The following is a 14,088-nucleotide window of genomic DNA, read 5'->3' as shown; positions in this document are numbered from 1 at the left end:
GTTCGACGCCGACAGCAGAACCTCGGGCAGGATCACGGTTCCTGCGCGAGAGTGGAACAGGCGCACGGTGGTCGCCGCCCTCGGCGACGGCCGCCGTCGCGCGCACACCCGCGGCACCGACCGCGGTCCGACGCACGGAAGGCACTGATCGATGGCTGACTACACGCTCCCGGACCTCCCCTACGACTACGCGGCCCTCGAGCCGCACATCTCCGGGCGGATCATGGAGCTGCACCACGACAAGCACCACGCCGCCTACGTGACGGGCGCCAACACCGCCCTGGAGAAGCTCGCCGCCGCCCGGGAGTCGGGCGACCTCGCCGCGGTCAACCTGCACGAGAAGAACCTCGCCTTCAACCTCGGCGGGCACGTCAACCACTCCGTGTTCTGGCAGAACCTGTCCCCCGACGGCGGCGACCGCCCCACGGGTGAGCTGGCTGCGGCGATCGACGAGTTCTTCGGATCCTTCGAGAAGTTCCAGGCGCACTTCGCCGCGAACGCCGTCGGGATCCAGGGCTCCGGCTGGTCGATCCTCGCCTGGGACACCCTCGGGTCGAAGCTCGTGGTGTTCCAGCTGTACGACCAGCAGTCGAACTTCCCGCTCGGGGTGATCCCGATCGTCGTGCTCGACATGTGGGAGCACGCCTTCTACCTCGACTACGTCAACGTCAAGGCCGACTACGTCAAGGCGTGGTGGAACATCGTCAACTGGACGGACGCCGCCGCACGCCTGGCCCGCGCCCGCGCGACGAGCCTGATCCTGCCCGCCTGACGACACGGAGCAACCCGCGCGCAGTGCGCAGGTGCAGGACGACGATCGAGCCCGGTCGGGGCACCCTCCCGACCGGGCTCGATCTCTGTCGTCGGCGGACGGCCCGCTAGGGTCGCGGGGATGACCACCGACCGCCCGGCGCACCCGGGCCAGCCCAGCGGGCCCGCTGCGCCCGGGCCCGCTCAGCCGGCGGCCGACGATCCCGACGCCGACCGCCGGGCACGCCGGTGCGCGGCGCTGGCCGCCCACATCCGGCTGGTGCTCGGCGACGGGCACCACCGTCGCGGGCTGGACATCGGCTCGGGAGCAGGCGGGGTCAGTCCCCACCTGGTGGACCTGTTCGACGAGCAGGTCCTCCTCGACGTCGACGGCGACGCCCTGGCGCTGGCGCACGCGAACGTCTCGGCCGCCGTCACGGCAGCCGGCTGCAGCACGCGCGTGCGCACCGCACGTGTCGACCTGTCCACCGCCGAAGGTGCGCCGCACGCCGGCGACCTCGCGCCGCTCGACGTCGCCTTCAGCGCCATGGCGCTGCACCACGTGCGAGACGTCCCGCGTCTGCTGCGGACCGTCGCCGGCCTGCTGCGGCCGGGCGGACGGCTCGTCGTCGCCGACCTCGAGCCGGACGGTGGGCTCTACCACGCCGATCGGCCGTCGTTCGACGGCCACGACGGCTTCAGCCACGAACAGATCTCGTCGTGGTGCGTGGCCGCGGGGCTGCACGTCGACCAGCTCGTCACCGCGTACGTCGACCCCAAGCCGGTGCGCGGGACGGTGCGGCACCTGCCGGTCTTCGTCGCGGCGGCGACGCGGCTCCCCGGCTGACCCGGGCCCCCGACCGCTCAGTGGGCGTGCTGCCCGCGCGAGAACTCGAACACCCAGCCGACCAGGCCGATCACACCGACGGGCACGGCGATCGCCAGGAGCCACCAGCCGACCGCCAGGCCGAGGAAGGCCAGAGCGGCCGCGAGGCCGATCACGAGCGGCCACCAGGACCACGGGCTGAACACACCCTGGTCACCCGCCCCCTCGGAGATCTCGCCCAGCTCGTCGTCCTCCGGGCGCGGGTCGATGCGGCGAGACACCAGCGCGAAGTAGGCGCCGATCATCCCGACCAGCCCACCGAGCAGCGGGATGCCGAGGGTGCCCACGGACTCCCAGTGGCTGAAGTAGCCGTAGACCAGGCCCACGGGCACGAAGAACAGCACCCCGCGCAGGAAGAGTCGGGCCTCGAGCTTCACCGGTCAGCCTCCGGGTCCTGGGTGTCGTCGATCACCGTCGTGCTGGACTTCTCGGGCTGCGCGGTGCCCTCGGCGATGCGGCGACGGGCGTCGCGGGGGTTGTCCGTCCGTTGCGCCTCCCAGTCGAGCAGACCGGGCTCCGGCTCGACGTGGTCCATCGCGGCGACCTCGGGGTGGTGCAGGTCGAACGCCGGACGCTCCGAGCGGATCCGCGGCAGGGACACGAAGTTGTGGCGCGGCGGCGGGCAGCTGGTGGCCCACTCGAGCGAGTTGCCGTAGCCCCACGGGTCGTCGACGGCGACCTTCGGCGCGTTCCGCCACGTCGTGTAGACGTTGTACAGGAACGGCAGCGTCGAGATCGCCAGGATGCCGGCACCCACCGTCGACACCTGGTTCATCCAGGTGAACCCGTCAGCCGGCGAGTAGTCGGCGTACCGACGCGGCATGCCGCGCACACCGAGCCAGTGCTGGATCAGGAACGTCGTGTGGAAGCCGATGAAGAGCAGCCAGAAATGGATCTTGCCCAGCCGCTCGTTCAGCATCCTCCCGGTGAACTTGGGCCACCAGAAGTAGAAGCCGGCGAACATCGCGAACACCACCGTGCCGAACACGACGTAGTGGAAGTGCGCCACGACGAAGTACGTGTCGGACAGGTGGAAGTCCAGCGCCGGGCTGGACAGGATCACGCCCGTCAGACCGCCGAACAGGAAGGTCACCAGGAAGCCGATCGTCCACAGCATCGGCGTCTCGAACGTGAGCTTGCCGCGCCACATCGTGCCGATCCAGTTGAAGAACTTCACGCCGGTGGGCACCGCGATGAGCATCGTCATGAACGAGAAGAACGGCAGCAGGACCGCACCGGTCACGTACATGTGGTGCGCCCACACGGTGACCGAGAGCGCCGCGATCGAGATGGTCGCGTAGACCAGGCCCTTGTACCCGAACACCGGCTTGCGGCTGAACACCGGCAGGATCTCCGTCACGATGCCGAAGAACGGCAGGGCGATGATGTAGACCTCGGGGTGCCCGAAGAACCAGAACAGGTGCTGCCAGAGGATGGCACCGCCGTTGTCCGGGTTGAACACCTGGGCACCGAGCCGCCGGTCGGCGCCCAGCGCGAACAGCGCCGCGGCCAGGGGCGGGAACGCCATCAGCACCAGCAGCGACGTCACCAGCGTGTTCCAGGTGAAGATCGGCATCCGGAACATCGTCATCCCGGGGGCCCGCATGGTGACGATCGTGGTGATGAAGTTGACGGCGCCGAGGATGGTGCCGAAACCCGTCAGCGCCAGGCCGAACACCCACAGGTCACCGCCCACGCCCGGCGAGTACACCTGGTTGGACAACGGGGCGTAGGCGAACCACCCGAACGAGGCGGCGCCCTGCGGCGTGAGGAATCCCGCGGCCGCGATCAGACCGCCGAGCAGGTACAGCCAGTACGCGAACATGTTGAGCCGCGGGAACGCGACGTCCGGAGCACCGATCTGCAGCGGCATCAGCACGTTCGCAAAACCCGCGAACAACGGCGTCGCGAACAGCAGCAGCATGATCGTGCCGTGCATCGTGAACGCCTGGTTGTACTGCTCCGGCGTGGAGAACACCTGCATGCCGGGCGCGAACAGCTCGCTGCGGATCAGCAGCGCCAGGATCCCGCCCACGATGAACCACACGAACGACGTGATCAGGTACATGTACCCGATCGTCTTGTGGTCGGTGGAGGTGATCACCTTCACGACGGTCCGGCCCAGGGTCTGCCGACGCGGCGCCAGGCCCGGGATCAGCTCGGTCGTCGCCACCATCAGCCTGCACTCCCCACGCTGTTGAGGTCCTGCGCCCGGCTCACGTCGAGCCCGAGCTGACCGGTCTGGCCCTTCGCCTTCAGGTCGGCGAGGTGCGCGTCGTACTCGGCGCGCGTCACGACCTTCACGTTGAACAGCATCCGCGAGTGGTACTCACCGCAGAGCTCGGCGCACTTGCCGCGGTACTCGCCCACCGTCTTCGGCGTCACCTCGAACTGGTTGGTCCGCCCCGGGATCACGTCCATCTTGTACAGGAAGGCCGGCACCCAGAACGAGTGGATCACGTCGCGAGAATTGAGCGTGAACAGGACCTTCTCGTCCACCGGCAGCCAGATCGTCACGGGCTCGTCGAGCGCGCCCGGCGCCTGCAGGTCCTGGACCTGCTGGCCGCTGTCGTACACGTTCGCGTCCTGGTAGTTGACGTCCCAGCTCCACTGCTTGCCGATCACCTGGACATGGACCTTGGCGTCGCCGGTTTTGGCGTTGATCGCCGTCATGTCGCGGTTGGTGTAGTAGAAGAGCACGCCGACCATGACGATCGGCAGGATCACGTACATCACCTCGAGGGGCACGTGGTACCTCAGCTGCACGGGCAGCGTGCTGTCCGCCTTGCGCTTCCGGTACACCGCGACGCACCACAGGATCAGGCCCCAGACGAGCAGGCCCACCAGCAGCGCCGCGATCCACGAGCCGCGCCACAGGCTGGCGACCCGTCCGGTCTGGTCGGTGACCTCGTGCTGGGTGCTGCCGGGCAGCCAGCCTCGGTACACGGTGTCCGAGCAGCCGCTCAGGGCGACCGCTGCCATGAGCACCAGCCCGGTGCCCACGAGGGCCCTGCGGCGCGTCCGGCGGTGGTTTTCCGGGTGCACGGGCAACCTTCCACTCACGGTTCCGGGTGGGTGCACGACGCGCGTACGACGGCCACCTGGGACCTTGGTCCTTTCGACGCGTGCAGCGTAGCGCGCGGGCGGCCCCCCGTCGTGCCCGGCGACGCGATATGACGACGCGGTGTCAGCATGATCGGCGCCTGGTCGAACCCCGTTACCGTGCACGTCGTGGACGACACGACGCCTCGGGTGGTGCTCGACGCCGGCGGACAGGCGCCGCTGCTCCCGGTCGCGCGCGAGGCCTTCCTCGCCGCGCTCGACGAGGGCTGGGCCGACCCGCGGAGGCTGCACGCCGAGGGCCGCCGGGCCCGCCTGCTCCTGGACGGCGCCCGCGAGGCGATCGCGGCGGTGGTCGGCGCCCGTACGGACGAGGTCGCCCTCGCCCCGTCGCACACGGAGGCCCTGCACGCCGCTGTCAGGGACGTCGCGCTCGGGCGACGTCGGGTCGGGCCCCACGTGGTGGTCGGTGCGGTGGAACGTGCCGCGGTGCTCAACGCCGCGGAGTTCGTCGCGGCCCGTGCCGGAGGTCGGCGCGTGACGGTACCCGTCGACCGTACGGGACGGGTCGACGAGAACGGGTTCGGCGTGGCCCTCGCGCAGCCCGGCATCGCGCTGGCGGCGCTCCAGCACGCCAACGGTGAGGTCGGCACCCTGCAGCCGGTGGCCCCGGTGCACGCCGCGGCGCGAGCGGCCGGCGTCCCTCTGCTGGTCGACGCCGGGTCGAGCCTCGGGCACGTCGACGTGGGACCGCACTGGGACCTGCTCGCGGGCGGTGCGGCCGACTTCGGCGGCCCGGCCGGGATCGGCGTGCTCGTCACCCGCAGCGGCGTCCGTCGTACCCCGGACCGCCCGGAGGACGAGGACCGATGGTTCCCCGGCGGCGTCAGCGTCCCGGCGGCCCTGGCTGCCGCCGTCGCGCTCCAGGCAGCGGTGGCGGATCGGGACCAGGCCGATGCCGTTCGACGCGAGCTGGTGGACCTGGTCCGCCACCGGGTCGCGACCCAGGTGCCGGACGTCGAGGTGGTGGGAGAGCCGACGGACCGGCTGCCGCACGTCGTGACCTTCTCGTGCCTCTACCTCGACGGAGAGTCCCTGGTCACGGAGCTGGATGCGCGCGGCTTCGCCGTCGGCTCCGGCTCGGCCTGCACGTCCAGCGCCCTCGAGCCGAGCCACGTGCTGGCCGCCATGGGGGTGCTCACCCACGGGAACGTGCGCATCGCCCTTCCTCGCGGCACCGCCCGCCACGACGTCGAGCGGTTCTGCGACGTCCTCCCCGAGGTCGTGAGGCAGCTCCGCGACCGTGCGGGCGTGGTGGGACTGTGACGGAAGCTGCCGACACCGGCGAGGTGGTCGACGCCCGCGGGCTGGTGTGTCCTGCACCGATCGTGCGGCTGGCCCGCGTCGCACGCGCTGCGGCCGCCGGCACGCTGGTCACGGTGCTGGCCACCGATCCAGCCGCCGAGGTGGACGTCCCCGCCTGGGCACGGATGCGAGGGCACACGGTGGTGCGCGCCGAGCGCACGAAGGACGGCGCGCTCGCCGTCACGGTGCGGATCGGTGGCGCGTGACGGAGGAGCGGCCGGTCTGAGCCCGGACGCAGACGGGCCCGGCACCTCGAGGTGCCGGGCCCGTCCGACCGCTGGTGCGCCGGTCAGCTGAAGGAGCCGCCGCAGGCGCAGGAGCTGCCGGCGTTCGGGTTGTCGATCGTGAAGCCCTGCTTCTCGATCGTGTCCGCGAAGTCGATCGTCGCGCCTTCCAGGTACGGCACGCTCATGCGGTCGACGACGACCTCGACACCGCCGAAGTCCTTGACGGCGTCGCCGCCGAGGATGCGCTCGTCGAAGTAGAGCTGGTAGATCAGGCCCGAGCAGCCACCGGGCTGCACGGCCACGCGCAGCCGGAGGTCGTCGCGACCCTCCTGCTCCAGCAGGCTGTGCACCTTGGCGGCCGCCACGTCGGTCAGCTGGACGCCGTGCGTCGCGGTCTGGGTTGTCTCGGTCATGCTGTCTCCCGAAAGGGTGCGTGCTCGGCGCGGCCGGTCTCGGCCCCGACCCCTCGCGCAACACCGGGCTGCGCGTTGATGTTCCCCGTCAGCGTACGACGCCCATCAGGACGCGGCGCACCAGGGTCCCGCGGCACCTCAGCGTCGTGTCGGGGACCACGTCCGCGCCACCCGGACCGCACGTGCCCTCAGCGTGCCGGCCGGGTCGGCGAGCGCTCGCTCCACCTCGTCGGGCGACGTGCCGACCGCGTACGCGGCGGCCACCCCGACCTCCGCCAGCTCGTGCCGACCGACCAGCACCTGACCCGCGACGACGACCACGGGGACCGCGAAGGGCACGGCCCGTGCGGCGACCTCGGACACCACCTTGCCGTGCAGGGACTGCCAGTCGAACCGACCCTCCCCGGTCACCACGACGTCCGCCGCAGCGATCCGGTCGGCGAGGCCCACCTCGTCGGCCACCAGAGCCGCACCGCCGACCAGTCGCGCTCCGAGCGCAGCAAGACCGAACCCGAGGCCGCCGGCTGCCCCCGCCCCCGGGACCGCGGCCAGGCGCGCGGCGCCCGGCGCCCCGGACAGCAGGTCGGGACGTTCGACGCTGCCCAGAGCGGCACCGACCAGCCGGGACAGGTGCCCCAGCGCCGCCTCCAGCTCTTGCGCCTGCTGGGGGGACGCTCCCTTCTGGGGTGCGAACCCGGCGCTCGCACCCTGCAGCCCCAGGAGGGGCACGTCGACGTCGCACGCGGCGACCACCTCGACGCCCTCCCACTCCCGGCGCAGCTCGCGCAGCCCGGCGACGTCCTCCGGCTGCAGCCCGACCAGCGCCGCGCCGCCCGAGCCGAGCCGACCGGCTAGGTCCGACAGCCCGAGGCCGACGAGCATCCCGGCTCCCCCGTCGTTGGTGGAGGACCCGCCCAGACCCACCACCACACGTGCCGCGCCGGTCGTGCGGGCGTGTCGCAGCAGCTCCCCCACCCCTCGGGTGGTGGTCCGGCCGGGGTCCCGGCGGTCCGGCGGTACCAGCGGCAGGCCGATCGCCTGGGCCGTCTCGACGTACGCCGTCGCAGGGACGTCGTCGTGCGCAGGCACCAGCAGCACGACCGCAGGCACCGGATCCCCCAGCGGCCCCGTCACCGTGACGGGGATCACCTGACCACCGAGAGAGCTGTGGATCGTCTCGACGAAGCCGGGACCGCCGTCGGCCAGCGGGCAGGCGACGATCTCGTCGTGCGGCGCCCCCGCCAACCAACCGGCCCGCAGAGCCTCCGCCGCCTCCGGGGCCGTCAGGGAGGACCCGAAGCTGTCAGGAGCCAGCAGCACGCGCACGCCGCGATGGTGGCACGTCGGCAACCGGACCTGCTCGAGGGGCCGGCCGGCGGTATGGGAAGATCGGGCGATGAGCCTGGTCACGCCCGAGCGTGGTGCGTTCGTCGAGCCCATGCCGTCCGCTCTCCTGCTCCTCGGCCGCGGCTCGGACCTGCAGTCCGAGCGCGGGGTGGAGTGCGTCGGCGCGCTGCCGGCCGCGAGCGACCCAGACCTCGTCGAACGGGCGCGCGTGGCGCGCGCCCAGCTCGGGGACCGCGCCTTCGTCCTGGGCCACCACTACCAGCGCGACGAGGTCATCGCGTTCGCGGACGTGACCGGCGACTCCTTCAAGCTCGCCCGCGAGGCCGCCGCCCGGCCGGACGCGGAGTTCATCGTCTTCTGCGGCGTGCACTTCATGGCGGAGTCGGCCGACATCCTGACCGCCGACCACCAGCAGGTGGTGCTGCCCGACCTCGCCGCCGGGTGCTCGATGGCCGACATGGCCGCCATCGACCAGGTGGAGGACGCCTGGGACGTGCTGGTCGACGCCGGTGTCGCGGAGTCCACGGTGCCGGTGACCTACATGAACTCCACCGCGGCGATCAAGGCCTTCACGGGCCGCCACGGCGGCACCGTCTGCACGTCCTCCAACGCGCACGTCGCCCTGCGCTGGGCGTTCGACCGGGTCGGCGGGGTCGACGGCACCGGCAAGGTGCTGTTCATGCCGGACCAGCACCTGGGCCGCAACACCGCCGTGCGGCAGCTGGGCCTCAGCCTGGACGACTGCGTGGTGTTCGACCCCCGCAGGCCGGGTGGCGGGCTCACCCGGCAGCAGCTGCGCGACGCCCGGATGATCCTGTGGCGGGGGCACTGCTCCGTGCACGGGCGCTTCTCGGCGCAGAACGTCGCGGCGGTCCGCGCGGCGGACCCGGCGACGACGGTGATCGTGCACCCGGAGTGCAAGCACGAGGTGGTGGAGGCGGCCGACATGGTCGGCTCGACCGAGTACATCATCAAGGCGCTCGACGCGGCCGCCCCGGGAACCTCGTGGGCGATCGGCACCGAGCTGAACCTGGTCCGGCGCCTCGCGCTGGCCCACCCGGACAAGACCGTGCACTACCTCGACTCGACCGTCTGCTTCTGCTCGACCATGAACCGCATCGACCTCCCGCACCTCACCTGGGCGCTGGAGTCGCTCGCGGCAGGTCGGGTACCGCACCGGATCGTCGTCGACCCGGACGACGCGCACTGGGCCCGTGTCGCCCTCGACCAGATGCTGGCCCTGCCGGGCTACTGACGGAGGTCGACGTGGGCACCGGGCACCCCCTGCGGATCGGGCTGTTCGTCTTCGACGGTGCGGAGGAGCTCGACGTCGTCGGCCCCTTCGAGGTGCTGGCGTGGTGGGCGGCGCACTCGGAGCTCCACCCCGAGGTCGTCACGTTCTCCCTGGACGGGGCGGGCGTGCGCTGCGCGCACGGTCTGTCGCTCGTCCCCGACCTGCCCGCCGGTGAGCTCGGTCCGCTGCACGTCCTCGTATACCCCGGTGGCCGTGGTACGCGCGTCCTCGCGGCCAGCCCGGAGCACCTCGCGTGGGTCCGGCAGATGCGGGCCACGACGCCGCTGATGGCGAGCGTGTGCACCGGGGCGCTGGTCCTCGCGGCTGCCGGGCTGCTGGCGGGCAGGCCAGCCACGACCTACTGGGACGCCTTCGACGAGCTGGCCGGCCTCGACCCCAGCGTGCTCGCCGACACCGAGGCGAGGTTCGTCGACGACGGCGACGTCGTCACCTCGGCCGGGGTGTCCGCGGGCATCGACATGGCTCTCCACCTCGTGGCCCGGCTCGAGTCGCCGCAGATGGCCCGACGGGTCCGTCGCGGCATCCAGTACGACCCGCACCCGCCGGTCTGAGCCCCCGGCCGCCGGCCGGTCACCGGCAGGTCACCGTCCGGCGAGCCGCTCCAGCAGCAGCACCTCGGCCAGCACCGCACGCTCCAGCTCCCCCAGGTGCACCGACTCGTTCGGCCCGTGCGCCCGGCTGTCCGGGTCCTCCACACCCGTGACCAGGATCGCCGCGTTGGGGAACACCTCGAGCAGCTCGGCGATGAACGGGATCGAGCCGCCGATCCCGATGTCGGCCGGCTCGGTCCCCCACGCCTCGGCCAGCGCCCACCGTGCTGTCCGCATCGCGTCCGAGTCCGTCGGTGCCTGGAACGGTCGGCCCCTGTCCACCCGCGTGAACGCCACGGGTGCACCGAACGGTGCGTGCTCGTGCACGTGGCGCTCCAGCGCCGACAACGCCTCGTCCGGGTCCTGGCCCGGTGCGAGCCGCAACGACAGGAGCGCGGACGCACGAGGGGCGATGGTGTTCGAGGCGGTGGCGACGCGAGGCGCGTCGAGGCCGATGACGGCCAGTGCCGGCCGTGTCCACATGCGCGCCGTCAGCGGCCCGCTGCCCGCGAGCCTGACGCCGTCGAGCACCCCCGCGTCTGCGCGCAAGGAGGCCTCGTCGTCGTCGACCGCCGGGTCCGGCGCGCGCACCAGCCCCTGGACCGCCACCTCACCTGCGTCGTCGTGCAGCGTCGCGATGAGCCGCGCCAGCAGGGTCGGCGCGTCGAGGATCGGTCCGCCGTACATGCCGGAGTGCACCGGGTGGTCCAGCACGGACACCTCGACGACGGCCGACGCGAGACCTCGCAACGAGGTCGTCAGCCCCGGTACACCGACCTTCCAGTTGGAGGAGTCCGCGACGACGATCACGTCGGCGGCCAGCGCGTCCTCATGGGTCCGAAGGAACTCGAGGAACGTCGGCGAGCCGACCTCCTCCTCCCCCTCGACGAACACCGTCACGCCTACCCCCAGCTCGCCGGAGAGTGCGCGCAGGGCGCCCACGTGCGCGACGATCCCCGCCTTGTCGTCCGCCGCACCACGCCCGAACAGCCGCTCGCCGTGCACCGTCGGCTCGAACGGCGCCGTCTGCCACTCCCCGACGTCGCCGACGGGCTGCACGTCGTGGTGCGCGTACAGCAGCACCGTGGGCGCGCCGGCCGGAGCGGGGTGGTGACCCACCACCGCCGGAGCACCCCCCGGCACGCGCAGCACCGTCGCGTCCGCCAGCCCGGCGCCCCGCAGCAGCGCGGCGACGGTCTCGGCGCTCTGCTCGACGAAGGCCTGGTCGAACTCCCGGTTGGAGACGCTCGGGATCCGGACGAGAGCCTCGAGGTCGCTCTGCACCGCTCCGAACAGGTCGTGCACCCGGGCCCGCAACGCGGCGACCCGCTCCGCCGAGGGGATGCGCCCCGACGTGGTCGAGGAGTCTGCGAGGGTTGCGGGCGGCACGTCGGAGGTCACGAGCGGCCACCGTACTCGACTACCCTTGCCGGGTGATCGGACGCAGCAAGGACCAGCGCGACGCCGAACCGGCAGCAACGCGCGCGCCCTCCGCCACGGCCTCTGGCGTGGCCGGCGGCAAGGGTCGGCCGACGCCGTCCCGCAAGGAGGCCGAGGCCGCCAACAAGCGCCCGCTCGTGCCGACCGATCGCAAGGCCGCCGCGAAGGATGCGCGGGCCAAGGCACGCATCCAGCGGGACCTCGAGTACAAGGCCATGCAGACGGGCGACGAGCGGCACCTGCCGCCTCGCGACCGAGGGCCGGTCCGCCGCTACGCGCGCGACCACGTCGACGCCCGGTGGAGCCTCGGCGAGTTCTTCATGCCGGTCGCCGCGGCGTTCCTGGTGCTCGCCGCCGTGGGTGCGCGGGTCAACGCCGCCTTCTTCACGATCGTGACGCTCGCGCTCTACCTGTACGTCATCGCCGCCTTCATCGACGGCTACGTCCTGTGGCGCGGGCTGCGCAAGAAGCTGGTCGCCAAGTTCGGCGTGGCCGCGATCCCGAAGGGTCTGGCGATGTACGCCGCCCTGCGGGCCTTCCAGCTGCGCCCCACCCGCCTGCCGAAGGCCCTGGTCAAGCACGGGCAGTACCCCGCCTGAGCCCGGCCGCTCCACCCCCTCCCCGCGCCGGACCGCGTCGGACGACAGACCTCAGACGGTCGGCAACGGGACGTCCGGCGGTACCGGCTCACCCTCGTGCAGCAGCCGCGCCGTGCGGGCACCCTGCGCCGACAGGCCGCGCCAGTGCTCGCCGAGCCACGTCTCCGCGTCGAACCGCGCCGTGAAGACGGGGCTCGAGGGCCGGTCCAGCTCCACGCCGGTGCCGTCGAGCAGCTGCCACTGCCACCGCGGTCGCACGGATCAGACCTCCGTCCGCGAGCGGCTCGCGTCGGCGCCGAGCGCACGCGAGATGCGCGCCGCGAAGAACGGACCGCGGTAGATCAGGCCGGTGTAGGCCTGCACCAGCGTGGCGCCGACCGCGAGGTACTCCCGCGCATCTGCCGGCGTGCTGATGCCACCGACCCCGATGATCACCGCCTCCGGCCCGAGACGGTCGCGCAGCCGTGCGACGACGTCGAGCCCACGGCTGAGCAGCGGCGGTCCGGACAGCCCACCGGGCCCGAGGTCGTGCGCGATGGTGGTGTTGACGGCCACCACGCCGTCCAGCCCGAGCTCCGCGACGAGCTCGGCCACGGCGTCCACGTCGTCGTCCGAGAGGTCGGGCGCGATCTTCACCAGCAGGGGGCACGGTCCCCGACCCGCTCGCACGGTCGCCTCGTCCGCAGCGACCCGGGTCGCCTCGAGGACCGGTCGCAGCGCGTCGACGGCCTGCAGGTCCCGCAGGCCGGGCGTGTTCGGCGACGAGACGTTGACCACCAGGTAGTCGGCGTACGGCGCCAGCCGGCCGGCACTGGTCGCGTAGTCGGTCGCGGCGTGCTCGACGGGGGTCACGCGTGACTTGCCGATGTTGACGCCGATGACAGCGGCCCGGCCGCGCCGGGTCGCACGCAGCCGCCGCAGACGCTCGGCCACCACCGCCGACCCTTCGTTGTTGAACCCCATCCGGTTGCGCAACGCCTGCTGGTCGAGCACGCGCCAGAGCCGGGGCGGCTCGTTGCCCGGCTGCGGCTGCGCGGTCACGGTGCCGACCTCGACGAACCCGAAGCCGAGCATCGTCATGCCGAGGACGCCGTGCCCGTCCTTGTCGAAGCCCGCCGCCAGCCCCAGCCGGGACGGCCACCGCCGACCCCACAGAGTCAGCGCGCCCGTCGGCGGTCCGCCCAGCACCCGACCGACCAACCACCGCAGGCCGGGCACGTCCGAGACGCCACGGATCAGCGCGAAGCTCCAGGCGTGCGCCCGTTCGGGATCCAGCCGCCGCAGGACGAGGTCGAAGAGCAGCCGGTACACGGCCCCAACCTATCGGCCGTCGCCACGCCCTGTGCGCACCAGCCAGAGCACGCCCAGGAAGGGCAGCAGCAACGGGACGTAGCCGTAGCCCTGTCCGTAACCCGACCAGACGGTCGCATCAGGGAAGTCCTGGCGCGCGACGAGCGAGACGGTGCCGACGACCAGCACGCCGGTCAGCTCGGTCAGCACGGCGGCCCAGGCGAGCCGCCGCCGCGACGTGGCCAGCGCCACCGTCGCGACGATGTAGACGAGCGCCGCGAACAGCGAGAGCAGATAGGCCAACGGCGCCTGCGAGAGCTTGGTGGCCACCTGGAACACCGCGCGCGCCGTGGCCGACAGCGCGAGCACGCCGTACACGGCCACCAGGGCACGGCCCGGCCCGGTGGAGGTCCGCCTCATGCCACGCTCCAGATCTGCCACTGCCGCCACTCCATCACGCCCACGGTCACCGCTGCCGCCAGCAGCACCACCGAGCTCCACCGGGTCCGCTCGGCGAACGCCCAGGTGGCCGCCAGCGGCAGGACGAACAGCTGCACGGCCACATAGGTCCAGAACAGCCCGGGCGACACGTGAGCGGCGACCCCCGACCAACGGGTGCCCGCGATCGCCGCCTGCACCAGGAGCACCAGCTCGACCACGGCGGCTGCGAGCAGCTGCCGGGCCACCACCGGCCGGTCGCGGACGGTGTACCAACCCGCCCACGAGGCCAGGAGCAGGCACAGCACGCCCAGCAGGACGACCAGAGGGATGCTCACGGCGGCTCACGGTACCCGTCGTCCGGGCGA

At 72.4% G+C, this 14,088-nt stretch carries 17 protein-coding genes; 7 read left to right on the top strand and 10 right to left on the bottom strand.

Going from position 1 to position 14,088, the window contains the following annotated elements; genetic code table 11:
* Positions 1-151: 151 nt before the first annotated feature.
* Both N0B34_RS05665 and N0B34_RS05660 read left to right on the top strand, forming a co-directional pair.
* On the top strand, positions 152-772 hold the full coding sequence (locus N0B34_RS05665) for a superoxide dismutase (protein ID WP_263730340.1): 621 nt from the start codon (positions 152-154) through the stop codon (positions 770-772).
* Between the two features lie 120 nt (positions 773-892).
* Positions 893-1,597: a class I SAM-dependent methyltransferase gene (locus N0B34_RS05660; protein WP_263730339.1), complete on the top strand. Its 705-nt coding sequence runs from the start codon at positions 893-895 to the stop codon at positions 1,595-1,597.
* A 17-nt stretch (positions 1,598-1,614) separates the two neighbouring features.
* On the opposite strand, the gene N0B34_RS05655 is transcribed toward N0B34_RS05660, so the two are convergent.
* From N0B34_RS05655 to coxB, 3 genes are read right to left on the bottom strand one after another with little or no spacing between them, the layout of a single operon-like run.
* On the bottom strand, positions 1,615-2,013 hold the full coding sequence (locus N0B34_RS05655) for a cytochrome c oxidase subunit 4 (protein ID WP_263730338.1): 399 nt from the start codon (positions 2,011-2,013) through the stop codon (positions 1,615-1,617).
* A complete protein-coding gene (gene ctaD / locus N0B34_RS05650; RefSeq protein ID WP_263730337.1) occupies positions 2,010-3,812 on the bottom strand; it encodes a cytochrome c oxidase subunit I in 1,803 nt (600 codons plus the stop codon). The genes N0B34_RS05655 and ctaD overlap by 4 nt, the downstream gene beginning before the upstream one ends.
* Positions 3,812-4,681, bottom strand: a complete 870-nt coding sequence (coxB, locus tag N0B34_RS05645) for a cytochrome c oxidase subunit II (protein WP_263730336.1) — start codon at positions 4,679-4,681, stop codon at positions 3,812-3,814. Before coxB ends, ctaD begins: the two co-directional genes overlap by 1 nt.
* A 186-nt stretch (positions 4,682-4,867) precedes the next feature.
* On the opposite strand from coxB, the gene N0B34_RS05640 reads away from it, so the two are divergent.
* Positions 4,868-6,022: a cysteine desulfurase family protein gene (locus N0B34_RS05640; RefSeq protein ID WP_263730335.1), complete on the top strand. Its 1,155-nt coding sequence runs from the start codon at positions 4,868-4,870 to the stop codon at positions 6,020-6,022.
* The gene (locus N0B34_RS05635; protein WP_263730334.1) at positions 6,019-6,267 is read left to right on the top strand and encodes a sulfurtransferase TusA family protein; all 249 of its coding nucleotides are present in this window, start codon (positions 6,019-6,021) and stop codon (positions 6,265-6,267) included. The genes N0B34_RS05640 and N0B34_RS05635 overlap by 4 nt, the downstream gene beginning before the upstream one ends.
* Before the next feature lie 83 nt (positions 6,268-6,350).
* Here N0B34_RS05635 and erpA read toward each other — a convergent pair whose 3' ends face one another.
* A complete protein-coding gene (gene erpA, locus N0B34_RS05630) occupies positions 6,351-6,701 on the bottom strand; it encodes an iron-sulfur cluster insertion protein ErpA (protein WP_263730333.1) in 351 nt (116 codons plus the stop codon).
* Positions 6,702-6,839: 138 nt separating this feature from the next.
* Positions 6,840-8,027 carry a glycerate kinase gene (locus N0B34_RS05625; protein ID WP_263730332.1) on the bottom strand — a complete coding sequence of 396 codons (1,188 nt, stop codon included), beginning with the start codon at positions 8,025-8,027 and terminating at the stop codon, positions 6,840-6,842.
* Positions 8,028-8,097: 70 nt separating this feature from the next.
* On the opposite strand from N0B34_RS05625, the gene nadA reads away from it, so the two are divergent.
* Both nadA and N0B34_RS05615 read left to right on the top strand, forming a co-directional pair.
* Entirely contained in the window at positions 8,098-9,303 is a 1,206-nt protein-coding gene (nadA, locus tag N0B34_RS05620; protein WP_263730331.1) for a quinolinate synthase NadA, read from the top strand.
* Between the two features lie 11 nt (positions 9,304-9,314).
* The gene (locus N0B34_RS05615; protein WP_263730330.1) at positions 9,315-9,914 is read left to right on the top strand and encodes a DJ-1/PfpI family protein; all 600 of its coding nucleotides are present in this window, start codon (positions 9,315-9,317) and stop codon (positions 9,912-9,914) included.
* A 30-nt stretch (positions 9,915-9,944) separates the two neighbouring features.
* Here the strand turns inward: N0B34_RS05615 and N0B34_RS05610 are convergent, their stop codons facing one another.
* Positions 9,945-11,297 carry a dipeptidase gene (locus tag N0B34_RS05610; protein WP_263730497.1) on the bottom strand — a complete coding sequence of 451 codons (1,353 nt, stop codon included), beginning with the start codon at positions 11,295-11,297 and terminating at the stop codon, positions 9,945-9,947.
* 89 nt (positions 11,298-11,386) lie between these two features.
* Here N0B34_RS05610 and N0B34_RS05605 point away from each other — a divergent pair, with 89 nt between their 5' ends.
* Positions 11,387-11,992 carry a DUF3043 domain-containing protein gene (locus N0B34_RS05605; protein WP_263730329.1) on the top strand — a complete coding sequence of 202 codons (606 nt, stop codon included), beginning with the start codon at positions 11,387-11,389 and terminating at the stop codon, positions 11,990-11,992.
* Between the two features lie 51 nt (positions 11,993-12,043).
* On the opposite strand, the gene N0B34_RS05600 is transcribed toward N0B34_RS05605, so the two are convergent.
* From N0B34_RS05600 to N0B34_RS05585, 4 genes are read right to left on the bottom strand one after another with little or no spacing between them, the layout of a single operon-like run.
* Entirely contained in the window at positions 12,044-12,250 is a 207-nt protein-coding gene (locus tag N0B34_RS05600; protein WP_263730328.1) for a hypothetical protein, read from the bottom strand.
* 3 nt (positions 12,251-12,253) lie between these two features.
* Positions 12,254-13,303 carry a quinone-dependent dihydroorotate dehydrogenase gene (locus N0B34_RS05595; protein WP_263730327.1) on the bottom strand — a complete coding sequence of 350 codons (1,050 nt, stop codon included), beginning with the start codon at positions 13,301-13,303 and terminating at the stop codon, positions 12,254-12,256.
* 9 nt (positions 13,304-13,312) lie between these two features.
* Positions 13,313-13,702: a hypothetical protein gene (locus N0B34_RS05590; protein ID WP_263730326.1), complete on the bottom strand. Its 390-nt coding sequence runs from the start codon at positions 13,700-13,702 to the stop codon at positions 13,313-13,315.
* Complete coding sequence (locus N0B34_RS05585) at positions 13,699-14,058, bottom strand: hypothetical protein (RefSeq protein WP_263730325.1); 360 nt, start codon at positions 14,056-14,058, stop codon at positions 13,699-13,701. Before N0B34_RS05585 ends, N0B34_RS05590 begins: the two co-directional genes overlap by 4 nt.
* Positions 14,059-14,088: the final 30 nt, after the last annotated feature.

The sequence above is a fragment of the Cellulomonas sp. SG140 genome (genome assembly GCF_025770785.1).
GTDB lineage: Bacteria > Actinomycetota > Actinomycetes > Actinomycetales > Cellulomonadaceae > Cellulomonas.
This window is presented reverse-complemented; position numbering and strand designations above follow the sequence as displayed.

Excerpts from the sequence above, each read along its gene's own strand:
- N0B34_RS05660 (WP_263730339.1), top strand. The coding sequence starts at position 893 with ATGACCACCGACCGCCCGGCGCACCCGGGCCAGCCCAGCGGGCCCGCT.
- erpA (WP_263730333.1), bottom strand. The coding sequence starts at position 6,701 with ATGACCGAGACAACCCAGACCGCGACGCACGGCGTCCAGCTGACCGAC.
- N0B34_RS05665 (WP_263730340.1), top strand. The coding sequence starts at position 152 with ATGGCTGACTACACGCTCCCGGACCTCCCCTACGACTACGCGGCCCTC.
- ctaD (WP_263730337.1), bottom strand. The coding sequence starts at position 3,812 with ATGGTGGCGACGACCGAGCTGATCCCGGGCCTGGCGCCGCGTCGGCAG.
- nadA (WP_263730331.1), top strand. The coding sequence starts at position 8,098 with ATGAGCCTGGTCACGCCCGAGCGTGGTGCGTTCGTCGAGCCCATGCCG.
- N0B34_RS05590 (WP_263730326.1), bottom strand. The coding sequence starts at position 13,702 with ATGAGGCGGACCTCCACCGGGCCGGGCCGTGCCCTGGTGGCCGTGTAC.